Consider the following 23,369-nt stretch of genomic DNA (forward strand, 5'->3'; position numbering starts at 1 on the left):
CTTTCCGGCCGGGGCTACGCGCCCCAGGCCTCGAACTCGTAGATGCGGGCGGCCGGGTCACCGTTCTGGGTGGGCGTGGTGACCACCAGCCGGACGTAGCGGGCGGTGGTGTTCACCGGGTGGGTGGTGGTGCCGGCCGTGTTGCCGGTGACGTCGGCGACCGTCGTCCAGGGGTCGTTCGCCCCGGACCGGACCTGGACGGCGAAGTCACGGGTGTTGAACGAGGTGCTCTCGCCGCCCGCCGAGGCGTGCTTGACCACGAACTTCGCCAGCTGTTTCGCCGAACCGAGGTCCACCTCCAGCGACTTGGCCGCGGTGAGGGCGCACCACTTGTCGGCGGTCCCGCCGCTGACGCTGCCGTTGACGGCCTTGGCCGGGCCCTCGTCGGCGTTGCACTGCCCCGAGGCGGTGGCCGGGCGGTTCAGCGCCAGGTTGGCGGAGGTCGGCGGGGTGCCGTTCCAGCCGACCGTGGTGGAGGCGGCGGCGGAGCGGCCGTAGGTGGTGGAGACCGCCTCGACGTCCAGCGTGGTGGCGCTCTCGCCGCCGGCCCGGTCGAGCCGCCCGACGAAGTAGGCGTCGTTGGGCGTGGCGCCGAGGAAGGTGCGGCTGCCGTCCGCGTTGCGCCGGTACACCTCGTAGTGGTGCACGTTGCCGCCGGGCGCCGCCGTCCAGGACAGCCGCAGGGACTGGCTGGAGCCGGGCGTCACGTCGGCCGCGCCGAGCACGGTGAGGCCTGCCGGTGCCGCCGGGGTCTCCACCGAGCCGTCGTAGACAGCCACTTGGCCGACCCGCAGGTCGTACCCGGGGTCGCTGCCCTCGGCCCGCAGGGCGATCTGGGCGATGGTGCGGCCCGCGTACGGGGACAGGTCGAGGCCGTGCCGCTCCCAGCCGGTACCGGAGTTGGCGCCGACGTCGAGCGTGGTGAAGGTGCTCGGCGCGTCGGTGAAGGAGACGGCGGCCTTGAGCCTGGTGAGCCCGGCGGCCGGGGTCTTGACCACCAGGTCCAGCCTGGTGTTCGCGGCGACCGGCAGCTTGGTCTGGTACAGCCGTACGGTGTTGGCGGCGTCCAGCCTTCCGCTCAGCCGCAGCGAGGATCCGCCCTGGTAGGCGTCGGTGAAGTCGACGGACGGGGTGAGCCTGCTGCCGCTCGACTCCACCACCCAGCGGTAGGTGGGCGGGACGTCCTGGAGCGAGAGGTTGTTCCAGCCGCCGGTGGCGACCCGGGTGCCGGACGCGTTGTAGAAGTCGCCCTGCCCGGTGTCGAAGTTGGTGACGAAGGGCTTGGCGGTGATCGGCGAGGACTCGGCGACGTAGCCGGCCAGGCCCGGCCAGCCCGCCGAGAGGTCGGTCCGGGACGGGTCGTTGTTCGCGCCGACCCAGTAGCGGGAGTCCTTGGCGTAGAAGTCGGCCCGGTCGGTGGCGGACTTCCAGGTCCACTCAGGGCGGTAGAGCCCGAGCGAGGTGGTGTGCGCCTTCCCGGACGGGAAGAGGGTTTTCCAGTCCACGCCGGTGTTGTAGCCGTTGGCCTCGGTGTCGATGCCGGTGTAGAGGTCGTACTCGCTGCGGCCGAGCTGCCTGGCCAGTGTCCGGGAGGAGTTCAGCCCGCTCGCCGACCAGTTGAAGTTCAGGAACATCGAGTCCGAGGTGCGCTTGGAACCTTCTTGCAGGAAGGGCGAGTTGGCCGAGGTGAGGGCGTTCTGCCAGTTGACCGCGCCCGAGGTGGTCATCGCGTCGTACCACATGAACTCGGTGCCGCTCTGCGCCTTGGTGTACTGCATCAGGCTGCGCAGTTCGCCGGCCAGGGCCGAATCGCCGCCGCCGGTCTCCTGGTTGATGAACCAGCCGTCGAAGCCGTAGTACTGCGCGGCCTGGGCGAGCTTGTCGGCGACGGGGTAGCGGCTGCCGGACTTCTGGACGAAGTCCCGCACCCACTGGAGTTGGCCGCCGTACGCGCCGGGCGGGAAGAAGACCGTGCCGTAGACCTTGACGCCGTTGCGGTGGGCGGCGTCGATCACCGTCGGGTTGGGTGCGAGGATCAGGCCCTCGCCGGCCGAGCCGCCCCAGAACACCAGCTTGTCGACGTACTGCCAGTAGCCGAAGGCGTAGTAGTTCGGATCCGCGGAGCCCTGCGAGGGGTTGTTGGAGGTGGGCCCGAAGGAGACCAGCGAGGCGATCTTCCCTTCGCCGGCGCGGGCGTTGGGGTTGGCCCGCAGTGCCGGGTCGCCGGTGCGCGGCTGGAGCGGGACACGGGAGCGGTTGAAGCGGGCGTCCGGGTCGGTGGCCGGGGCCCAGTTCAGGATGGTGTCGGGGTACCAGTACGAGGCGAAGGGCTGGGTGCCCTGGCCGCCGGCGGCGGGCGCCGCGGCCGGTATCGGGTCGGCCCATGCGGCGGGGGTGACGGTCAGCGCGGCCGTCGCGAGGGCGGCGCTGAGCAGCAGGGGGAGGCGTCGTGACATGCGGTGGCTCCGATCGAGCGGAGGAGGGTGGGGGCGGGCCCGCCGTCGTGGACGGGGGCCGGCTGCATGTGGGCGTGCCGGTGCTGGATGGTGTGGGGCTCGGGGCCGCACCGCTGCCCGGCTTCCTCGGCGTTCGGGTGGCGCGGCGGGGAGCGGCCTGAGCAGCGGGACGAACGGCGGGACGGGCAGCGGGAGCCGGTCGTGGTGCGGTGGAGCGCGCCGAGCGGGGCCCGCTCGGCGCTGCGAGGCTAAACCGGTTCAGAACCGCTGTCAACGATGCGCGCAACAACAACGCCCGCGGGGGAACGGACGGCCTGATCGGCGGCGGAACCGCCGTCCGGGGCCCCCGCCGCGGCGCCCGGCGGCGAGGTGGACTCCCGCACGGTCAGCCGCGGGGTCGGCATCCGCAGGTCCCGCCCCGGCCCCGCCTCGTCCAGCTCCGCCAGCAGGCTGCGCGCGACCTGCTCGCCGAGCGCGAAGGTGTCCCGGCTGAGCGCGGTCAGCGGCGGGTGGACGATCCGGGCGAGCACCGAGTCGTCGAAGGAGACGATGGACAGCTCGCCGGGCACCGCGACGCCCATCTCCCCCGCCACGCCGAGCCCCGCGACGGCCATCACGTCGCTGTCGTAGACGATCGCGGTGGGCCGCCCGGCCCGGGACAGCAGGGTCCTGGTGGCGGCCGCGCCCTCGGCGTCGCTGAAGTCGGTGGGCACCGACACCGCCTCCTCCAGCCCGAGCCGGCGGGAGGCGTCGCGCAGGGCGCGGATCCGCCGCTGGGTGTGCTGGAAGTGCGGCAGCCCGGCGAGGTGGGCGATCCTGCGGTGCCCGATGGCGGCCAGGTAGTCGACGATCGAGAGCATCGCCTCCCGGTCGTCGGCCCAGATCCGCAGCTGGTTGCCGCCCTTGCCGGGCCCGCCGAGCACCACCGCGGGCAGCCCGAGCCCGTCCAGCACCGGCAGCCGCGGGTCCCTGACCTGGAGGTCGACCACGATGAAGCCGTCCACCCGGTGCTCGGAGGCCCAGCGGCGGTAGACCTCGATCTCGGCGGCGGTGTCCTCGACCACCATCAGGTGCAGCGCGACCGAGCCGGCCGAGAGCACCGCCTGGAGCCCGGAGAGCAGTTGGCTGAAGAACGGCTCGACGCCGATGGTGCGGGCCGGGCGCGCGATCACCAGCCCGACGGCGTCGGCCCTGGCTCCGCCGAGGGCGCGCGCGGCACTGTGCGGGCGCCAGTTCATCTCCTCGGCGACCCGCAGGATCCGGGCCCTGGTCGTCTCGCTGACGCCAGGGCGGCCGTTGAGCGCGAAGGACACCGCGCCCTTGGAGACACCGGCCTGGCGGGCGATGTCGGCGATCGTCGGTCTGCCCACGAAACGCGTCTCCTCTCTTGACAGCCAAGTTTAGGCGGGAGCATAGTCCCTGCCATAGCTAGACCGGTTTAGTAATTCAGGTTCGATAATCCCCCACCAGCCCCACCACCCCCGAAGCTCGGCACGATCCCCCACCCACCCTCAGGACCGGGAGACCCTCATGCGCAGAATCTGGGCGGCACTGACCACCACGGCACTCGCCACCGCCGCGCTCACCGGCTGCGGACTCGGCTCCGGCGAAACCAAGGACAGCGACGCGGTCGCGAGCGCGGCCGCCACCGGCGAGGTCAAGGGCAAGGTCTCGCTCCAGACCTGGGCACTGAAGCCGAAGTTCACCGACTACATGCAGGGCGTGATCGACGGCTTCAGGAAGAAGTACCCCGGCGTCGAGGTCGAGTGGCTCGACCAGCCCGGCGAGGGCTACTCCGACAAGGTGCTCAGCCAGGCCGCCGCCGGCAGCCTGCCCGACGTGGTCAACCTCCCGCCGGACTTCGCGTTCCCGCTGGCGAAGAAGGACGTCCTGCTGGACGTCGCCAAGGCCGATCCCAAGCTCGCCGAGGAGTACGTCTCCGGCGGTGTGGACGCCTACCGGTTCAACGGCCACCAAGGCACCTTCGGCTACCCCTGGTACCTCAACACCGATGTGAACTACTGGAGTTCCGAACTCCTGACGAAGAACGGCCTGGACCCGCGGAAGCCCCCGGCCACCCTGGACGAACTGATCGCCCAGGCCCGGGTGATGAAGGAGAAGTCCGGCGGCCAGGCCTACCTGATGAGCCGCAAGCCCGGCATCGGCGACCTGTACAACATCGGCGTGAAGATCATGTCCGACGACGGGAAGACCTTCACCTTCAACACCCCCGAGGCCGCCGCACTGCTCGACAAGTACCGCGACGCGTTCAAGGAGGGCCTGATGCCGAACGGGGTGCTGACCGACACCTATGCCGGCAACGCCAAGCTGTTCAGCTCCGGCACCGCGGCCTGGACCACCGGCGGCGGCAACTTCATCACCAGCCTCGCCACCGACAACCCGACCCTCGCCCCGAAGGTCGTCCCGTCCACCGCGATGGGCACCCCGCCGCTGTACGTCCAGGGCCTGTCCATCCCGAAGACCACCAGGAACCCGGCCGCCGCGGTGGCCCTGGCCCGCTGGGTGACCAGCCCCGAGAACCAGGCCGCCTTCGCCCACCTGACCAGCGTCTTCCCGTCCACCAAGGCGTCCGCCGGCGACCCGTTCTTCAGCAGGAGCGACGGCACCAACGCGGGCGACGCCAAGGTGATCGCCTTCACCTCGCTCGCCAAGGCCGAGCTGATCCAGCCCGTCGAGGTGGACGACGCGATGGGCACCATCATCAAGCAGCAGTTCGCGCTGGCCATCAGCGGCGAAACCGGCTCCAGGCAGGCGCTGGACTCGGCCGTCGAGCAGTGCAACAAGCTGCTCAAGGGCTGAGCCCCGGCGCGCACGCAGGCCGCCCGGGCCTCACCGGACCCCACGGCGCGCCGCCCGGACCCCCACGGCATCCCACCGGAACCCCAGGGTGCGACGCCGGAACCCCACGGCACCCCGCGACGCCCCACCCCGTACCGGCGCAGCGGCGGGCCTCCCCCGCACCCGCCGCTCCCCGGGAATCAGCCGCACCACCCCTGGCCCCAGGAAGGCAACCGCATGACCCACCGGCGTTGGTTCACCCCCTGGCTGCTCGCCGGGCCCGCGATAGTCTGGCTGGCCGTCTTCAACCTGTGGCCGGCCGTCAACACGGTGATCCTGTCCTTCACCAACGCCAAGCCGCTGGGCGGCGGGCAGTTCACCGGCCTGGAGAACTACGGCCGGCTGCTGGACGACGACCAGCTCGCCGACGCCCTGCTCAACAGCATCGTGTTCATGCTGGTCTGCCTGCCCCTGCTGACCGTCCTGCCGCTGCTGATCGCCCTGCTGGTGCAGCGCAAGATCCCCGGCATCACGTTCTTCCGCACCGCGTTCTACACCCCGGTGATCGCCTCCGCCGTCGTGGTGGCGCTGATCTGGGGCTGGGTGCTGGACGACCGCGGCCTGGTCAACGGCCTGCTCGGGCAGGCCGGGCTGGCCGACTCCCCGGTCCCCTTCCTGACCGACCGCTGGCTGCTGCTGTTCAGCGCGATCGCCCTGACCGTCTGGAAGGGCCTCGGCTACTACATGGTCATCTACCTGTCCGCCCTCGCCAACGTCCCGCGCGAGCTGCACGAGGCGGCGGCCGTGGACGGCGCCGGTCCGCTGCACCGGTTCTGGCACGTCACCCTGCCCGGGGTGCGCCCGACCATGATCCTCATCTCCGCGCTGATCTCCGTGAGTTCGCTGCGCGTCTTCTCCGAGCTGTACGTGCTCTCCAACGGCCTGGGCGGCCCCGGCGGACGGGACATGTCGGTGGTGATGCTGATCCAGATGTACAGCCGCGGCTTCAACGGCCACCTGGGTTACGCCTCGGCACTGAGCCTGCTGCTGTTCGTGATCACCCTCGGCCCGATGCTGTTCCTGATGCGGCTGAACCGGAAGGCGGCCTGAGCCCATGACCACCGTCCGTACGAAGGCCACCGAGCCCACCGAACCCGCCGGGACCGCCGGGACCGCCGGAAGGACCGGAAGGGCGGGAAGTGCCGAGGCCCGCAGGGCCGGCCGGGGCTTCAACACCCCCTCCACCGCCCAGACCGTCACCCGCTACCTGCTCCTGGTACTGGTCCTGCTGCTGGTCATCGGCCCGTTCCTGTGGCAGCTCTCCACCTCCCTCAAGGGCCCCGCCGAGGACGTCTACACCCGCACCCCGAGCTTCCTGCCCGACCAGCCCACCCTGGACAACTACGGCAAGGTCGCCGACGTCATCCCGGTCTGGACCTACGCGCTCAACTCGGTGATCGTCGCCGTGGTCTGCATCACCGGCAACGTGGTCGGCTGCACGCTGGCCGGCTACGCGCTCGCCCGGCTGCGCTTCCGCGGCGCCAAGCTCGTCATGGGCCTCTTCCTCGCCACCCTGATCCTGCCCGGCGAGGTCACCATCGTCTCCCAGTACGTGCTGGTGCGCGGCCTCGGCCTGGCCGACAGCCTGGCCGGCGTGGCGCTGCCGGGTTCGATCGCGATGCTCAACGTGCTGCTGATGCGCACCGCCTTCGCCGCCGTCCCGGCCGAGCTCGACCAGGCCGCCCTGGTGGACGGCGCCAACGTCTGGCAGCGGCTGTGGCACATCGGGCTGCCGAACGTGCGGGGCATGCTCAGCGTGATCGTGATCTTCACCTTCATCGGCGCCTGGGACGACTTCCTGTGGCCGCTGATCGTGCTCAACGACCCGCAGAAGTACACCCTCACCGTCGGGCTCCAGTACCTCAACGGCACCTTCTCCGCCAACCCCCGGCTGATCGCGGCCGGCACCATGATCGCCTTCCTGCCGATCGTCGTGGTGTTCGGCGTCTGCCAGCGCTTCTTCTTCAAGGGCGTCGAGGAGGGAGCCGTCAAGGGCTAGCCGTCGAGGGTCGGCCCACCGTCCGTACGCCCCGAACCCGTTGAGGAAGCCATCCGATGACCACAGCTCCGCGCTTCGGCGTCAACTACACCCCCAGCGCCGGCTGGTTCCACCACTGGCTCGACTTCGACCTCGACGCCGTGCGCGCCGACTTCGACTCCATCGCCGCCCTCGGCCTGGACCACGTGCGGGTCTTCCCGCTCTGGCCGGTCTTCCAGCCCAACCGCACCCTGATCCGCCCGCGCGCCGTCGAGCAGCTGACCGCCCTGGTGGACGCGGCCGGCGAGCGCGGCCTCGACGTCGCGGTGGACGGCCTCCAGGGCCACCTGTCCAGCTTCGACTTCCTGCCGTCCTGGACCCGGACCTGGCACCGGCGCAACATCTTCACCGACCCCGAGGTGCTCGACGGCCAGGCCGCCTACCTGCGCACCCTCGCCGGGGCGCTGCGCGAGCGGCCCAACTTCCTCGGGATGACGCTCGGCAACGAGATCAACCAGTTCTCCGGCGCCCCGCACCCCGACCCGGACCGCGCCACCCCCGCCGAGGCCGAGGCCTGGCTGCGCCGGATGCTCGACGCCTGCGAGCAGGGCGCCCCCGGCGGGCTGCACCTGCACGCCTCGTACGACGCGGCCTGGTACCTGGACGAGCACCCGTTCACCCCCTGGCACTCGGCCCGGATCGGCGCCGCGACCGCCGTGCACTCCTGGGTGTTCAACGGCACCGCCCAGCGCTACGGCGCGCACTCCACCGCCACCGCGCAGCACGCCGCGTACCTGGTCGAACTGTCCAAGGCCTGGGCGGACGACCCGGCCCGCCCGGTCTGGCTCCAGGAGGTCGGCGCACCCGCCCCGCACATCACCGCCGGGGACGCGGCGCGCTTCACCGGCGACACCGTGGCGGCCGTGCTGGACTGCCAGGACCTGTGGGGCGTCACCTGGTGGTGCTCCCACGACGTCGACCGCTCGCTCGCCGACTTCCCCGAACTTGAGTACAGCCTCGGCCTGTTGACCACCGACCGGACGGTCAAGCCGGCCGGCGCCAGGCTCGCCGAGGCCGCCGCCGAGGCGCGCCGCTCCTGGCAGCCGCCGAAGCCGCGCGGCACCGCCGTGGTGGTCACCACCGGCGACGAGGTCACCTCGCCGCGGCGCTCGGTCTGCGGCCCCGGCGGCCCGGTGTACGAGGCGTTCATGCGCCTCGCCGAGGCGGGTGCCCGCCCGACCGCGGTGCTCGCCGAACACGCCGGGGACCGCGAGCACCTCGCCGCGCGCGGCATCACCGAGGTGGTCCACCCCGACGACGTACGTTCTCCCTGATCTGTCACCCAGCACGCAACGGAGCCCGCTGACATGCACGATGACCGCACCCTGGTCGAGTCCCGCCTCAAGCGCGTCCTGGACGAGCGCATCCGTCCGGCCGTGTACCCCGAGTCCGTCCCGCTGGAGGCCGGCATCTGGACGGCTCCGGGCGAGCCCGTCCCGGTCGCCGAGGGCCTGCCCGCCCCGCGCAGCCCGATCGCGGTGGGCGACGCCTGGGGCGCGCCCTGGGGCACCAGCTGGATCACCGTGACCGGCACCGTGCCGCAGGCCTGGGCCGGGCGCACCGTCGAGGCGCTGATCGACCTCGGCTTCGACGCCAACCTGCCGGGCTTCCAGTGCGAGGGCCTGGTCTACCGGCCGGACGGCTCCCCGGTGAAGGGCCTCAACCCGCAGAACCAGTGGGTGCGGATCGCCGCCCCCGCGGCCGGCGGCGAGCAGGTGCTGCTGCACGTCGAGGCCGCCTCCAACCCTGTCATCCTGGACTACCACCCCTTCCTGCCAACCGAGTTGGGCGACAAGGAGACGGCCGGCGACCAGCCGCAGTACAAGCTGGCCCGGATGGACCTCGCCGTCTTCGACGAGACGGTCTGGCGGCTGGTGATGGACCTGGAGGTGCTCGGCGAGCTGATGGCCGAGCTGCCGGTGGAGGGCGCCCGCCGCTGGGACGTCCTGCGCGCGGTCGAGCGCTGCCTCGACGCGGTCGACCTCCAGGACGTCAACGGCACCGCGGCCGCCGCCCGTTCACAGCTCGAAGCGGTGCTGGCCGCGCCCGCCGTGCCGTCCGCGCACCGGATCAGCGCGATCGGCCACGCCCACATCGACTCGGCCTGGCTCTGGCCGCTGCGCGAGACCGTCCGCAAGGTGGCCCGCACCACCGCCAACATGACCGCGCTGCTGGAGGACGAGCCGGAGTTCCGCTTCACCATGTCCCAGGCCCAGCAGTTCGCCTGGATCAAGGAGCACCGCCCCGAGGTGTACGCCCGGGTGCGGAAGGCGGTGGCCGAGGGCCGGTTCGTCCCGGCCGGCGGCATGTGGGTCGAGTCCGACACCAACATGCCGGGTTCGGAGGCGATGGCCCGGCAGTTCGTCCACGGCAAGCGGTTCTTCCTGGACGAGTTCGGGGTGGAGAACCACGAGGCCTGGCTGCCGGACACCTTCGGCTTCACCGGCGGCCTGCCGCAGATCATCCGCAACGCGGGCTCCAAGTGGCTGCTCACCCAGAAGATCTCGTGGAGCCAGGTGAACCGGTTCCCGCACCACACCTTCCTCTGGGAGGGCATCGACGGGACCAGGATCTTCACCCACTTCCCGCCGGTGGACACCTACAACTGCTCGATGAAGGGCAGCGAGATCGCCCACGCGGCGAGGAACTTCAAGGACAAGGGCGTCGCCCGGCACTCGCTGGCCCCGACCGGCTGGGGCGACGGCGGCGGCGGCACGACCCGCGAGATGGTCGCCAAGGCGGCCCGGATGAAGGACCTGGAGGGCTCGGCCACCGTCCGCTGGGAGAACCCCGCCGACTTCTTCGCCAAGGCCGAGGCCGAGTACCCGGACCCGCCGGTCTGGGTCGGCGAGCTCTACCTGGAGCTGCACCGCGCCACCCTGACCAGCCAGGCCAAGACCAAGCAGGGCAACCGGCGCAGCGAGAACCTGCTGCGCGAGGCCGAACTCTGGTGCGCCACCGCCGCGTCGCGCATCGGCGCGGACTACCCGTACGAGCAGCTGGACCGGATCTGGAAGACCGTGCTGCTGCACCAGTTCCACGACATCCTGCCCGGCTCCTCCATCGCCTGGGTGCACCGTGAGGCCGAGGCCACGTACGCGGCGCTCGCCGGGGAGCTGGAGGGGCTGATCGGCGCGGCCCAGCAGGCGCTGGCCGGGGCCGCCTCGGGCGGGCGCGAGCTGGTGTTCAACGCGGCGCCGCACACCCGCTCGGCGGTGCCGGCCGGCGGGGCCTCCCCGCTCGGCGCGCCGGACGGTGCCTGCGAGGCCGTCGAACGGACCGAGGGCGGCTTCACGCTGCGCAACGGTCTGCTGGAGGTGGTCGTGGACGCGGACGGCCTGATCGCCTCGGCGGTCGACGTCGCGACCGGCCGGGAGACCGTCGCCCCCGGCAGCCGGGCCAACCTGCTCCAGTTGCACCCCGACTTCCCGAACATGTGGGACGCCTGGGACGTGGACCAGTTCTACCGCAACACCGTCACCGACCTGACCGGCGTGGACTCGCTCACCGCCACCGTCTCCGCCACCGCGGCCACGGTGCGGATCGCCCGCTCCTTCGGCTCCTCCACCGTCGTCCAGACCCTCACCCTGCCGGCGGGCGAGCAGCGCCTGGACATCGACACCGAGGTCGACTGGCACGAGACCGAGAAGTTCCTCAAGGCCGCGTTCCCGCTGGACATCCACACCGAGCGCTACGCCGCCGAGACCCAGTTCGGCCACCTCTACCGGCCCACCCACACCAACACCAGCTGGGACGCCGCCAAGTTCGAGGCCTGCAACCACCGCTTCGTCCACCTCGACGAGCCCGGCTGGGGCGTCGCCCTGGTCACCGCCTCGACCTACGGCCACGACGTCACCCGCGCGGTGCGCCCCGACGACGGCGGCACCACCACCACGGTCCGCTTCTCGCTGCTGCGCGCCCCGCGCTTCCCCGACCCGAAGACCGACCAGGGCCCGCACCGCTTCCGGCACGCCCTGGTGCCGGGCGCCGCGATCGGCGACGCCGTCCGCGAGGGCTACCGGATCGGCCTGCCGGAGCGGACGGTCACCGGCACCGCCGAGCACGTCGCGCCGCTGGTGGAGCTGGACGACGACGCCCTGGTGGTGAGCGCCGTCAAGCTCGCCGACGACCGCAGCGGTGACCTGATCGTCCGGGTCTACGAGGCCGGCGGCGGCCGCGCCAGGGGCCGGCTCACCACCTCCTTCCCGCTGGCCGGCGCCGTCCCCTGCGACCTGCTGGAGCGGCCCTGGGACGGCACCCGCGGCGAGGTGACGGTCGAGGACGGCGCGGTGCGCCTCGCGCTGCGCCCGTTCGAGCTGGTCACGCTCCGGCTCAGCGCGGCCCGCTGACCGGCCGGCCCACTGATCCGCAGGTCCACGTACGCTGTTCGGCGCCTCGGCCCCCGCGGCCGGGGCGCCACCCTCCACCGACCCTCCTGGAGCCCACCGTGCCCGTCACCCAGCTGTTCGCCGCCCTCGACATCGGCGGCACCAAGATCGCCGGGGCACTGGTCGACGCCGACGGACGGCTGCGGCACCGGCTCCAGCTGCCCACTCCGGCCACCGAGCCGGGCCCGACCGTGCTCGCCGTGGTGCACCAGGTGCTGGACCGGCTCGCCGGGACGGCCGACTGGGCCGCCGTGACGGCCGTCGGGATCGGCAGCGCCGGCCCCGTCGACCTCGCGGGCGGCACCGTCAGCCCGGTCAACATCCCCGGCTGGCGCGACTTCCCGCTGGCCGCCGCGGTCGCCGCCCACCCGGCGGTGGCGGCCCGCACCCTGCCCGTCCGCCTCGCCGGGGACGGGGTGGCGATGGCCGCCGCCGAGCACTGGCAGGGCGCGGCCCGGGGCGCCGACCACGCGCTCTGCCTGGTGGTGTCGACCGGCGTCGGCGCCGGCCTGGTGCTCGACGGCGCGGTGCGGCCGGGCCCCAGCGGCAACGCCGGCCACCTCGGCCACATCACCGTCGACCTGGACGGCGAGCCCTGCCCGTGCGGCTCCCGCGGCTGCCTGGAGGGCCTCGCCAGCGGCACCGCGATCGCCCGCCGGGCCCTCGCCCGGGGCTGGCAGCCGGTGGGCGGCGACCGGACGGCCCGCGCCGTGGCCGTCTCCGCCGCCGCGGGCGACCCGGTCGCCCTCGCCTCCTTCGACCGCGCCGCCCAGGCGCTGGCCGCCGGGATCGCCGCCACGGCCGCCCTGGTGGACCTCTCCAGGGTCGTGGTCGGCGGCGGCGTGGCCGCCGCCGGGGACGTGCTGTTCGCCCCGCTGGCCCGGCACCTGGACCGCTACGCCGCCCTCTCGTACATCCGCGGCCTCGACGTGCGCCGCGCCGAACTCGGCACCGACGCCGGGCTGATCGGCGCGGCCGCGCTCTGCCGCCGATCCTCCCCGGAGCCGCCCGCATGCCTCCCTTCTCGCTCCTGCTGAACCCCGTCCGCCGCTACGCCTGGGGCTCGCCCACCGCCATCCCCGCGCTCACCGGCACCGCCCCCGACGGCACCCCGCAGGCCGAACTCTGGCTGGGCGCCCACCCGTCGGCGCCGTCCCTGCTGACCTGCGGCGACGACGGCGACGACGGCCCGCGGCAGCTGGACCGGCTGATCGCCGCCGACCCGGACGGCATGCTCGGCGCGGACACCGTACGGCGGTTCGGGCCCGCGCTGCCGTTCCTGTTCAAGGTGCTGGCCGCCGACCGGGCGCTCTCCCTCCAGGTCCACCCCACCCGCGCCCAGGCCGAGGCCGGGTACGCGGCGGAGCAGGCCCTGGGCATCCCCCTGGACGCACCCGAGCGGGTGTTCAAGGACCGTGGGCACAAGCCCGAACTCATCTGTGCCCTCGGTGACTTCGAGGCCCTGTGCGGATTCCGGCCGGCCGCCGGCACCGCCCGGCTGCTGGACGCTCTCGGCGTGCTCCCGCACTGGGCCGCCGCCCTGCGCTCCCGGCCCGCGGAGGCGGTGCTGCCCGGGCTGCTGCGCGCCGGGCTGGACGCCACCGACGGCGAACTCGCCGCCGTCACGGAGGCCCTGCGCCGTGCCGCGGCCCTGGGCGACACGGCGGCCTCCGACGGGCCGTACGCCGTGGAAGGCCCGGACGCCGCGAGCTGCGCCGCGTACGCCCGCCTCGCCGACGAGTACCCCGGCGACCGGGGCCTGCTCGCCGCGCTGCTGCTCAACCACGTCCGGCTCACCGCCGGACAGGCGCTCCACCTGGACGCCGGGGTGCCGCACGCCTACCTCCGGGGCGTCGGCGTGGAGTTGATGGCCAACTCGGACAACGTGCTGCGCTGCGGGCTCACCCCCAAGCACGTCGACACGGACGGCCTGACGGCGGTCACGTCCTTCCGCGCCGGGGTGCCCGAGGTGCTCGCGCCGATCCCCGCCGAACACGGCTTCGAGGGTTTCGAGGGTTTCGAGGGTTTCGAGGAGGAATACCCCACCCCCGCGGCGGAGTTCAGGCTCTCCCGGCTGCGCCCCGGCAGCGCCGCCGCCCGGGTCGACCTCGCCACCCCGCAGATCCTGCTCTGCGTCTCCGGGCAGGCTCTGCTGCGGTCGCCCGGCGGCGCCGAACTCCCGCTTCCGGCGGGCTCATCGGCGTACCTGCGCCCGTGCGCCGGGCCGGTCGAACTGACCGGCCCGGGCGCGCGGCTGTTCCGGGCCACCACGGGATAGCGGCGACCGGCGACCGGACACGCTCAGGTCCGCGCCGGATGCCCGAACAACAGGTCGTATCCGTCCGGGAGTTGCTCGATCACCCGGTCCAGCACCTCCCCGGGGACCAGGTCGGCGACGGTGCTGAGCACCGCCCCGATGTCCCACTGGGCCGTCGCCGGGCTCGCCCCGTGGATCCAGCCGACGACGGCCTGCACGAAGCGCTCGGCAGTCAGCGGCTCGGCCGCGGGCTGGGCGTCGCGCAGCAGCGAGGCGTAGGTGACGGGCAGCGCGTCGGCGAGTTCGGACCGGTCGGAGCCCACCAGGTGTTCGCCGAGCAGGGCCAGCACGACCCGGGCGGCGTGATCCGCCTCGGCCTCGCCCCGGTACTCACCGCGCTCCACGACGCGGGCGAGGAATTCCTCCCAGGAGATGGTCATCGCGTCCTCCTTCCGGTCGGCGGGCGCCGGCCGGACCTACAGCGGCCCGCTCGCCCTGGGCCGGGAGGGAGGTCGCAGCCCGTGACCACCGGGGGACGTACCGGTTCCGGTGCCCGTGCTGCTCAGGGTAGCTCGCCCCGGCGTCCGCAGACCCTGCCGCCCGCCACGGGATCGCGGGACCACGGAACCTCGTGGACACGGGGAGGGCCGGTCCGGCGGACCGAAGCGCTTGTCGACCACGCCACCGGCCGGGCACGCCACCGGCCCGGGACGGCGGTTCACCCCGCCGAGGCGTGGCACCGCCTGCGCGGCCGGCGCGCCGGCGCCATCGGGCCGCCCGGCACGCGCTGCGCCGGTGTCGTCGCGGTCACCGCCGCCGTGGTCACGGCCACGGCGGCAGCGGTCACGGCAGTGGTCACGGCCACGGCGGCGGCCGTCACGGCCGGGGGCGCGGTCACCGTCGAGCCGGTGGTCACGGTCGTCGCCGCGGTCACCGTGGTGGCCGCCAGGGCCGCCTGGGCGCGGGCCGCGTCCGTCATGAACGCCGAGAGGAATCGCCGTTCGGCCGGGCTCAGCGCGCGCGAGCGGCCGGATTCACGGTCCCGCGCGACCACCACGGTCCGCGCCCGCATAAAGGTGAGCCGATCCCGGCAGACATTCACCTCGACCTGCGCGGAACTGCGCCCGAGCCGCTCCACGGTGAGCCGCACCGAGAGCGGCTCGGGCCGGTGGTGCAGCTGTTCCAGGTAATCGATCTCGTGCCGCGCGATAAGGAATCCGGCCGGGAACAGGGCCTCCCGCACGGCGGTCGCGTGGTGGCGGAACAGGTCGTGAATCCCCTCCTGGACGTAGCCGACCAGACGGGCGTTGTTGATGTGCCCGTTCTCGTCGACGTCGCTCCACCGGGTGGGGCAGGACAGCACGTGCGCGCCCGGCTGCACCGCGTTCACTGCCGGGTCAGCCCGGCACCGGCGGGGAGCAGCGCGCGCTGCAACCTGGCGTAGTAGCCGGAGTGTTCGGCCGCCATCCGGGCCGCGGTCCAGCCCTCCTCGGCCGCTTCCGCGGCCGCCTGGACGACCAGGCTGTCCAGCACCGCGTCGACCGCCCGGCACAAGTCGTGGACGGCCGCGAGCCGCTCGGTCACATCCGCCCCGCTCCCTGCATTCCGGGACGGGAAGGCGGCCAGTGACTCCATCGCGAGCTGAAGGTCGTCGACTCCGTCCGGCCGGTTTTCCGCAGGGAAATTCCGCATGTTTTTCTCCATGACTCATTCGGCCATTACGGCCCAGTAACTAGCGTTCGAATACACCGGATCGGTGTCGACCCCCCGACCCCACGACGCTATCCCAGCCGAACGGGGTCGACGGATGGTTTGTGGACCGCGACGGAAAACTGACCTCCATCGGAGTAGTTTGTCGGGGCACACAATATGCCCCATCAGCCGGATGCCGTCCGCAGTTCGGGTGGTATCTCCGACGCGCGCCCCACGATCGACTCCCCGGGGTCCGAAGTCTGCTACCAGCCACTCCACCACCTCGCCTTGTACAGGTGCGTGCCGCGCAGCGACCGCGTTCCCTCCGGGCGGTGCAGGGTGATCACCGACGTGCACCAGTCGCACGGCGCCGTGTGCTCGGGCGCCACCGTGAGCAGCCGGCCCGTCCCGGGCTCGTCGCCCACGCTCTTCAGGTCCCGCTCGGCGGCCGGATCGGCGGCCGGATCGGCCAGGTGCACGGCGGAGAAGCGGTCGGCCGCCGGGTCGTAGCGCCACAGCCCCGCCAGCGTGGTCACCCAGAACCGCCCGGGATCCCCCAGCACGGCGGCCAGGTCGTGCCCGCCGCTGCCGGGCAGCGCACTGCTCCGCGCCACCGTGAGGGTGGGCGCGGCGGGGGTGCCGCCGACCCGCAGCGCCGTCAACGCCGTGTCGCCGAGCACCCACAGCAGGCCGCTCCGCCCGTCCCAGTGCACCCCGTGCGCACCGGGCAGCGGGAACTCCGCGAACGCCGCGGCCCGCGGCCCCCGCGAGGCCGCGTACAGCCGTACCCAGCCGCCCGCGCTCGCGGCCACCGCCACGTTGCCGTCCGGCAGCAGCTCGATGCTGTGCGGGTTGACGGCCGGCCCCAGGTCCGCCGCCCAGTGGACACGGCCGGTGACGACCTCCACGGCGGCGGCCAGCCCGCCGGAGGCGGTCGTCAGCAGATAGCGCCGCCCCTGCCGGAACCGGGACTTCGCCTCGTCCGGGTTCGTCCAGCTGCGCGCGGGCGCCAGATCCGCCAACTCCGGGGCCCGGTCGGCACTCCAGCCCCAGACCACCGGCAACCGGTCCGGCCCGCGATAGGCCATCAGCTCCTCGGCGCTCTGCAACACCAGCACGCTGCGCGAGGCCTGGTCCACGACCGCCACCTGCCAGCCCGGCGACCTGGCCCACGCGCCGCTCCCGGGCACACAGAGCAGCAGGGCGACCGCGAGGGCCGGCAGTGTTCTCCTCAGCACGCCTTCACCGTCGGCGCTCCGGACCCGCTCCGCTCGGCGGCACGTCCGAACGGCCGATCGCCACGGCGGCGGCAGGGGCGACCGGTCTCCGGCGTGCGTCCGTCAGTACGTCCCGTAGAAGCGGTGCCACCAGGTGGGCCGCTCGACGTGCCGGGGCGGCCGGCTCGGCCCGGCGTAGTCCTCCTCCAGGAGTTCCTCCGGAACGACCGTGTACCCGAGCCCGACCAGTGCCCGGCGCACGGTCGCGAGGTCGGCAGCATCCAGTTCCCCTTCCGCCTGGGCCTCCTCGGTGCCGAGGAAGGCTCCGGGATTGTCGGCGCAGACCAGCGCGAGGGAGCCGAACTTGCTCACGCAGACGACGATCCGGGTGCCGCACGCGGTGGCTTCCGCGGGAACGGTGACCCGCCCGAACTCGCTGGAGTCCTGGGCGTCCTGTTCGGCTCCGCACCCGGTCGAGAAGTCCGCCTCCAGGCGGGCCACGAGGCCGCGGAACAGGGCGACGGTCGCGCCGCGGTCGTAGTCCGCCGGCCACTCCAGCCACTCCGGGTCGTCGAGTTCGCGCAAGACCGTCAGCAGATCCGCCCTGTTCGCCGTCACCCGCACATCCTGGCGTGCCGGCCGCACCGGTGGCCACCCCGACACGGCCGGACCCGCCTGCCCGTATACCGGACGCCGACCGCCGGCCGCTGTCGTTCGGCGGCCGGGGGCTCAGCGCGCGAAGGCACAGCGTCCGGAGACGAAGTGACGATGTCCGCCTCGATCCGCTCGGCGGCGGCGATGTCGACGACCTCCCCGGCAGTCCCGGGCCCGCCTCGGGTACCCCGTCCGCCGCGTACCAGAACGACACCTTGCCGTTGTCCGCCGCCACCGGAAACCTCCCACACCCTCGCTGACCTGCGCGGACGCTAACTCCGCAGGCTCGCCGGGGGCCACCCTCCACACTGCAAGGGCCATTGGTCCCGGCCGGCCACCCTGTCAGATCCGCAGCAGCTCCAGGGCCCGCGTCCAGTCGTAGGAGCCCGGCGTGAAGTCCGCGATCCGCACCCCCATCCGCCGCAGCTTGGCCAGGCTGTCCGCGTACGCCGGATGCGCCGCCTGCGCCGCGCTCAGACAGGGCTGCACGGCGACCGGGACGCCCCAGCCGTACGACTCGCAGAGGATGCCGAGGGCGAGGGTGTCCGAGATGCCGAGGGCCCACTTGTTGACGGAGTTGAAGGTGGCCGGCGAGACGATGATCGCGTCCGGATCGGGCAGCGGCCTGGGCTCCCCCGGCTTCCGCCAGGCCGAACGGATCGGATGCCCCGTCTGCGCGACGATCGCGTCGGCGTCGACGAGCGCCATGGCGTTCGGCGTCGCCACCACCCCGACGTCCCAGCCCTGCGCCTGGGCCGCGGAGATCAGCTCCCCGACACCACCCGCGACTCCCGCCGCGCACACCACGACGTACAACACCGGCTTCCTGGCCTCGGACACCCTGGATTCCCCATTCTCGGACCCGCCTTCGGACCCACCTTCGGACTCCAGAACAGTAAGCCGCCCGCTTGGTCCGCTCGCTCCGCCGACCGTCCTCAGGTCCTGATCCGGACCGGCGGGGCGATCGACGGCGGGGAGCAACTGGGCGTCGTGGCGCAGACGGTGAGCGGTCTCGGGTGGGGGCCGTCGAGGATCCGGACGGACCAGAGCACGGCGTAGTCACCCCCGCAGATGCCGCAGCCGGGCCGGGGTGCGGCGAAGCCAGGTGCCGGCGGTGCCGTGGGCATCGGGGGCACGACGGGCGGCGGCGGGGGTGGCGGGGTGAGCGGGGGCGGGGGTGTGGTGTCCCAGACGGGGAGGTCCGGGGCGAGGGCCGCGAAGTCGTGGCCGCACTCGGAGCAGGCGTCCAGGACGGACTCGGTGCGCATGTCGCCGCACTGCGGGCAGAAGGTCACCGGCTGCTCGTCGGCGGCGGTGCTCTCGCAGCGCGAGCAGACGAAGTCCGGGTCGGTCCTGGTCTGTTGGAAGATCGACCCGAAGATCAGGAAGGGATTGGGGTCGCCGTCCTTCTCGTACGTCGTCTGCATCACCGAGGCGATCGTCCTGAGGCGGTTCTTCCGCTGCCGCAGCCGTTTGAGGTCCAGGTTCACGACCTTGGTCTGCCGGCAGGCCCGGCAGGTGCAGAGCGTGCGGACGGGCAGGCGGGAGCGGATGCCGAACTGGCGGTGCAGGAACTCGAAGGCCGGGCGGTCCGCCTCCGCGATCGCCACCTCCACCGAGCCGAGACCGCCCGCACTGAGCCGCCCCTCCACCACCGCCGCCAACCGCCGGACGTCGGATGCCAGTTGGTCGGGTACGCCGGCCGGCCTGCTGCCGATCATCACCGGGATCGCCAGCAGGGTGCGGGCGGTGGCCATGTCCATCGCGTGGAAGCCGGCCGGGGAGTGGAAGACGATCCGGTCGATGCCCTCCCACAGGGACGGGCCGGCGCTGCGGCGCCCGCCGGCGAGCCGCTCGTTGACGCGGGCGGCGACGCCGCCGACGAGGCGCTGGCCGGTCTCGTGGTGCCGGGCCAGGGTGTCGGCCCTGGGGGCCCGGGACCACCAGCGGGGCTGGGGGAAGCCGGCCGCCCCGGCCGCCGGGTCGAGGCCGGTGAGGGCCCGGTCGAGGGCGAGCAGTGTCGTCCGGAAGGCGGCCAGGTAGGGGTCCTGGATGCCCAGCGCGACGACCGAGATCGCCCGGTCGGTCAGGTGCAGGGACACCGAGGTGTGGTCGCCGTCGGTGGGTGCGACGTGGAGGCGCGCCGCGAGCGGCACCTGGTCGGGCAGGAGCATCGCGGAACGGACGGCCGAGCCGCGCCGGGCCTCGACCGCGGTGGCCATCTCCGAGGTGATCTGGAAGCCGAGCGAGCGCGGCGCGTCCACGGCGGCGACCCGGACGCGCCCGGCATCCGTGTGGACGCGGCGCTCGGCGTCGAGCGTGATCGAGGCCAATGTTCCTCCGGCGGAACGAAGTTGGTTATGTGGGTCGAGACGGTCGCGCTACCGTAGCGAACTCAGCCCGCCGCCGTGACCACCAGTTCGGCGGCGGTGTCGGCGCAGCCCCAGCTGAGGGTGACGCCCGCGCCGCCGTGGCCGTAGTTGTGGACGGTGCGGCTGTCCGGGTCCGCTTCGAGGCGGGGGCCGCCGTGGCGGGCGGGGCGCAGGCCGACGGCGTGGCGGATGACGCGGGCCTCGCGCAGTGCGGGGACGTGGGCCGTGCAGCGGGCGAGGATGGCCTCGGCCGTGGCCGGGTCGGGGGTGGTGTTCCAGTCGTCCTCCTCGAAGGTGCCGCCGAGGACGACGTCGGTGCTGCGGGGGTGGATGTAGGTGTAGCCGGCCGGGTCGTCCTGGATGCGGGTCGAGCTGGGCAGTCCGGGGTTGCGGACCAGGACGAGCTGGCCGCGCACCGGGTGGACGGCCTGGTCGTCGCAGAGCCGCCGGGCGCCGAGTCCGGTGGCGTTGACCACCACGGGCGCCCAGTCCCCGGCCCGGCCGAGGGTGTCGAGGCGGCGGTGGACGATCTCGCCCCCGTTGCCGGTGAACCGGCCGAGCAGCCAGGGCAGGTAGAGCGGCATCTCGACGGCGGGGGCCGTGAACGACCAGCCGCCCGCGCAGTCCGGGCCGCGTTCGGCGGCGGTGAGCGGGCGCAGGTCGGGGACGGCGGCGCCCCACCAGGGCAGGCCCTCCGGCTGCCGCTCGTGCGCCAGCACGCGGGTGCCGCGCATCGAGACGCCGGGCACGCCGTCCTGCGCCTGGCGGGCGAACTCGGTGAAGGCCGTCGCCGACCAGTCGGCGACCCGGCTGTCGGTGCCCGTGGCGACCGGGAACCAGACGGCCGCGGCCGTGGCCGAGGTCGTCGACAGCAGACCGTCGGCCGTCACCACGACGACCCGACGGCCTCTCTCCTGCAAGCGGACCGCCGTGGTGAGCCCGATGATCCCGCCGCCGACCACGACGACGTCCGCCACACCATCCACCATCGCGAACTCCTCCTCCGAGGGCCGCCCACCGGGTGTCGGCGGCCGCCTCCAGGAAAGCCGGTCGCACCGGGAGCCGTCCAAGACCGGTTCTGTCCCGAGGCGATAAGCCGGCCTTATCATCACCGGATGGATCTGCGCCGCATGCGCTACTTCTCCGTGCTGGCGGAGGAGTTGAACTTCACCCGGGCCGCCCGCCGGCTGCACGTGGCGCAGCCGGCGCTCAGTCAGCAGATCAAGGCGCTGGAGCGGCAGCTCGGCGCGCAGCTGGTCGAGCGCACCAGCAAGGGCTGCGCGCTGACCCCGGTCGGGCGGGCGGTCGCCGCGGAGACCGGGCGGGTGCTTCGGGAGGTCGCGGAGGCCGAGGGGCGGATCGCGGCGGTGGTCCAGGGGCGGGAGGGACGGCTGCGGGTGGCGTACACCCGTTCCGCCCGGGGCGGGGTCTGCGACGCCCTGGTGACGGAGTTCCGCAACCGGTATCCGCGGCTGGACGTGGCGTTGCAGACCGGCTGGACGTCGCACAGCGTCGCCGAGCTGCTCGCCGGGCGGCTGGACGCGGCGTTCGTCCGGCCGCCGCTCGACGTCCCCGGGCTCGACTGCCGGATCATCGCCGAGGAGGAACTGCTGCTCGCCGTTCCGGCGGGCCATCCGCTCGCCCGCACCCGGGCCCGGATCGGCCGGCACCGGATCGCCGACGAGCCGGTGGTGCTGTGGCCGCGCGAGAACGGGCCCGGGATGCACGCGCTGATCACCGGGCAGCTGTGGCCCGGAGGGCCCCCGCGGATCGTCCGGGAGGAGCCGGACGACGAGCAGCTGCTGCTGGCGGTGGCGGCGGGATACGGCATCGCGCCGATCCCCGAGGGACGGGCCCGGGTATTCCGGATTCCCGGCGTCTGCCTGCGCCGGCTCACGGCTCCGGTGCCGACCGTCACCCTGGGGCTCGCCCACCATCCGCGGACCGCGCCCCCGGCCGTCCAGCTGCTGCTGGCGATGGTGCCGCCGCTCGTCGGGCCGGGGGTGCCGCCTGGCGACGGGCGACCGTGATTCCGTACGGCAGCCGTGCCCGCCCTCGTCATGCCTCGGGGGCGGGCACGGCCGTCAGGGCGGCGGACCGGCCGTCAGGTGCGGGCACGGTCGCCGAGCGCGGTCGCCGGGGCCGTTCGCCGGAGCCGCGTCCGGCCTCAGCCGATGGTGGAGCCGGTGATCGGGGCGGAGAGCTCGACGGTCCGGCCGTTCAGGGCGGTCTTGACGAACTGCCAGCTCAGGCCGGTGATGACGCCCTTGTCCAGCGGGGCCAGCTTGGCGAAGGCGGGCTGGCTGAGGTCGATGTGGGTGGAGTCGCAGGAGGGACACTGGTCCTTCACCGGGACGGTGATGGTCTTGCCCTGGTAGGTGACCTTGACCGAGATGCCCTTGCAGACCGGGTCGTTGTTCGGGTTGGCGGTGGTCCACCAGGTGTGGGAGACGGCGACCAGCATCTGGGTGGCGGCGTTGATCTGGGCGCCGCAGGCACCGTAACCGGCGTCGTTGTAGTAGGTGGCCTTGCCGCTCATGGGCTGGTTGATCGGTATCGCGGCGCTGGCGGAGCCGGCGGTGAGGGCGATGAGGGCGGCCGCGGCGAGCGGGGCACCCGCGAGGATCCTGAGGTTCTTGCCGATGACACGCATGGTTCGGTCCCTCCGGTCGAATTTGCGATCATGGGCATGACAGGCTCAAGTCGCCACATCAGCACGTCAGTTCGCCGATCGAATGCCCACCCTTGTGAAGGGAACGTATGCGGCGGCCCGCATCGTGGTCCAGACCTCCACAATGTTGGCATGAACACAAAGCAAGGATCTTTACCAATGCGACCGAAGGGGCGATGATGCGTGACCACTCCGGCACGGAGGGTGTTGACAGGCCGTCACCCGAGCCACTCCGGAGGCCTCCTCAGATGCGCACCTCGTTCGTCGCCCTGCTCCTCGGCACCGTCCTGCTCTCGACCGCCGCGCCCGCCACCGCCGCGCCCGCCACCGCCGACGCGGCACCCCCCGTGGTGAACCAGGGCTACAGCATCCCGGTCGCCGGCGTCACCGACCTCGGCGCGCTGCCCGTCCTCGGCAGCCTCGGGCTCGACTTCGCCCGCCTGCTCGCGCAGTAGCACCCGCACCCGCACCCGCACCCGCACCACGGTCACCGAACGTCACAACCGCGGCGGCAGTCGCACCGGAATCCGGGCAGGCCTCGGCCCCGGCGCGGGAATCGCCCGCGCCGGCCCGGATTACTTGCGCTCCGAAAATTAGTAACCCGGCGCCCCGGCCACAAGGCCGAACGCCCGCCCGCAGCGCGCCCGCCATCCCCCCGCCATCGGCCGCAACACGGCGCAAGGGGCCGCAAGCGGCCGAAACGAAGCGGCAACACCCGTTCCCACCAGCAGAGATGACGATTGACAGGGCCCGGTGCCGTTCAGC

Annotated in this window: 20 protein-coding genes; 9 read left to right on the forward strand and 11 right to left on the reverse strand. The window is 73.2% G+C overall.

Features of this window, described 5'->3' with window-relative positions; genetic code table 11:
* Positions 1–14 precede the first annotated feature (14 nt).
* Positions 15–2,456 carry an endo-beta-N-acetylglucosaminidase gene (locus tag ACZ7C5_RS06260; RefSeq protein WP_470322111.1) on the reverse strand — a complete coding sequence of 814 codons (2,442 nt, stop codon included), beginning with the start codon at positions 2,454–2,456 and terminating at the stop codon, positions 15–17.
* A gap of 248 nt (positions 2,457–2,704) precedes the next feature.
* The gene (locus tag ACZ7C5_RS06265) at positions 2,705–3,826 is read right to left on the reverse strand and encodes a LacI family DNA-binding transcriptional regulator (protein ID WP_401091714.1); all 1,122 of its coding nucleotides are present in this window, start codon (positions 3,824–3,826) and stop codon (positions 2,705–2,707) included.
* A 160-nt stretch (positions 3,827–3,986) separates the two neighbouring features.
* On the opposite strand from ACZ7C5_RS06265, the gene ACZ7C5_RS06270 reads away from it, so the two are divergent.
* The 7 genes from ACZ7C5_RS06270 to manA all read left to right on the forward strand — a co-directional run bounded on the left by ACZ7C5_RS06270 (position 3,987) and on the right by manA (position 14,019).
* Entirely contained in the window at positions 3,987–5,276 is a 1,290-nt protein-coding gene (locus ACZ7C5_RS06270) for an ABC transporter substrate-binding protein (protein WP_470322112.1), read from the forward strand.
* A gap of 216 nt (positions 5,277–5,492) precedes the next feature.
* Positions 5,493–6,365: a carbohydrate ABC transporter permease gene (locus ACZ7C5_RS06275; protein WP_401091718.1), complete on the forward strand. Its 873-nt coding sequence runs from the start codon at positions 5,493–5,495 to the stop codon at positions 6,363–6,365.
* Positions 6,366–6,369: 4 nt separating this feature from the next.
* Positions 6,370–7,314 (forward strand): carbohydrate ABC transporter permease, encoded by a 945-nt coding sequence (locus tag ACZ7C5_RS06280; RefSeq protein ID WP_470322113.1) that lies wholly within the window; start codon positions 6,370–6,372, stop codon positions 7,312–7,314.
* A gap of 56 nt (positions 7,315–7,370) precedes the next feature.
* Positions 7,371–8,627: a glycoside hydrolase 5 family protein gene (locus ACZ7C5_RS06285; protein ID WP_401091722.1), complete on the forward strand. Its 1,257-nt coding sequence runs from the start codon at positions 7,371–7,373 to the stop codon at positions 8,625–8,627.
* A gap of 33 nt (positions 8,628–8,660) precedes the next feature.
* Positions 8,661–11,702 (forward strand): alpha-mannosidase, encoded by a 3,042-nt coding sequence (locus tag ACZ7C5_RS06290; RefSeq protein ID WP_470322114.1) that lies wholly within the window; start codon positions 8,661–8,663, stop codon positions 11,700–11,702.
* A gap of 98 nt (positions 11,703–11,800) precedes the next feature.
* On the forward strand, positions 11,801–12,778 hold the full coding sequence (locus tag ACZ7C5_RS06295) for an ROK family protein (protein WP_470322115.1): 978 nt from the start codon (positions 11,801–11,803) through the stop codon (positions 12,776–12,778).
* The gene (gene manA, locus ACZ7C5_RS06300; RefSeq protein WP_470322116.1) at positions 12,754–14,019 is read left to right on the forward strand and encodes a mannose-6-phosphate isomerase, class I; all 1,266 of its coding nucleotides are present in this window, start codon (positions 12,754–12,756) and stop codon (positions 14,017–14,019) included. The genes ACZ7C5_RS06295 and manA overlap by 25 nt, the downstream gene beginning before the upstream one ends.
* A gap of 23 nt (positions 14,020–14,042) precedes the next feature.
* Here the strand turns inward: manA and ACZ7C5_RS06305 are convergent, their stop codons facing one another.
* The 8 genes from ACZ7C5_RS06305 to ACZ7C5_RS06340 form a co-directional block, all read right to left on the reverse strand.
* Positions 14,043–14,438 (reverse strand): DUF2267 domain-containing protein, encoded by a 396-nt coding sequence (locus tag ACZ7C5_RS06305; RefSeq protein WP_401091730.1) that lies wholly within the window; start codon positions 14,436–14,438, stop codon positions 14,043–14,045.
* 278 nt (positions 14,439–14,716) lie between these two features.
* Positions 14,717–15,388 carry an acyl-CoA thioesterase gene (locus ACZ7C5_RS06310; RefSeq protein ID WP_470322117.1) on the reverse strand — a complete coding sequence of 224 codons (672 nt, stop codon included), beginning with the start codon at positions 15,386–15,388 and terminating at the stop codon, positions 14,717–14,719.
* The gene (locus ACZ7C5_RS06315) at positions 15,385–15,582 is read right to left on the reverse strand and encodes a hypothetical protein (protein WP_049657510.1); all 198 of its coding nucleotides are present in this window, start codon (positions 15,580–15,582) and stop codon (positions 15,385–15,387) included. Before ACZ7C5_RS06315 ends, ACZ7C5_RS06310 begins: the two co-directional genes overlap by 4 nt.
* 371 nt (positions 15,583–15,953) lie before the next feature.
* Complete coding sequence (locus tag ACZ7C5_RS06320) at positions 15,954–16,928, reverse strand: DUF6528 family protein (RefSeq protein ID WP_470322118.1); 975 nt, start codon at positions 16,926–16,928, stop codon at positions 15,954–15,956.
* 102 nt (positions 16,929–17,030) lie between these two features.
* A complete protein-coding gene (locus tag ACZ7C5_RS06325; RefSeq protein WP_401091737.1) occupies positions 17,031–17,525 on the reverse strand; it encodes a hypothetical protein in 495 nt (164 codons plus the stop codon).
* Positions 17,526–17,903: 378 nt separating this feature from the next.
* A complete protein-coding gene (locus tag ACZ7C5_RS06330) occupies positions 17,904–18,401 on the reverse strand; it encodes a flavoprotein (RefSeq protein ID WP_401091739.1) in 498 nt (165 codons plus the stop codon).
* 95 nt (positions 18,402–18,496) lie between these two features.
* Positions 18,497–19,894 carry a hypothetical protein gene (locus tag ACZ7C5_RS06335; RefSeq protein ID WP_470322119.1) on the reverse strand — a complete coding sequence of 466 codons (1,398 nt, stop codon included), beginning with the start codon at positions 19,892–19,894 and terminating at the stop codon, positions 18,497–18,499.
* Positions 19,895–19,956: 62 nt separating this feature from the next.
* Positions 19,957–20,922: an FAD-dependent oxidoreductase gene (locus tag ACZ7C5_RS06340; protein ID WP_470322120.1), complete on the reverse strand. Its 966-nt coding sequence runs from the start codon at positions 20,920–20,922 to the stop codon at positions 19,957–19,959.
* Positions 20,923–21,048: 126 nt separating this feature from the next.
* On the opposite strand from ACZ7C5_RS06340, the gene ACZ7C5_RS06345 reads away from it, so the two are divergent.
* Positions 21,049–21,963, forward strand: a complete 915-nt coding sequence (locus ACZ7C5_RS06345; RefSeq protein ID WP_401091745.1) for a LysR family transcriptional regulator — start codon at positions 21,049–21,051, stop codon at positions 21,961–21,963.
* Between the two features lie 137 nt (positions 21,964–22,100).
* Here ACZ7C5_RS06345 and ACZ7C5_RS06350 read toward each other — a convergent pair whose 3' ends face one another.
* On the reverse strand, positions 22,101–22,586 hold the full coding sequence (locus ACZ7C5_RS06350; RefSeq protein ID WP_401091747.1) for a cysteine/serine endopeptidase inhibitor: 486 nt from the start codon (positions 22,584–22,586) through the stop codon (positions 22,101–22,103).
* A gap of 266 nt (positions 22,587–22,852) precedes the next feature.
* Between ACZ7C5_RS06350 and ACZ7C5_RS06355 the strand changes: the two genes are divergently transcribed.
* Entirely contained in the window at positions 22,853–23,059 is a 207-nt protein-coding gene (locus ACZ7C5_RS06355; RefSeq protein ID WP_401091749.1) for a hypothetical protein, read from the forward strand.
* Positions 23,060–23,369: the final 310 nt, after the last annotated feature.

Source organism: Kitasatospora sp. NPDC036993 (assembly GCF_055607525.1).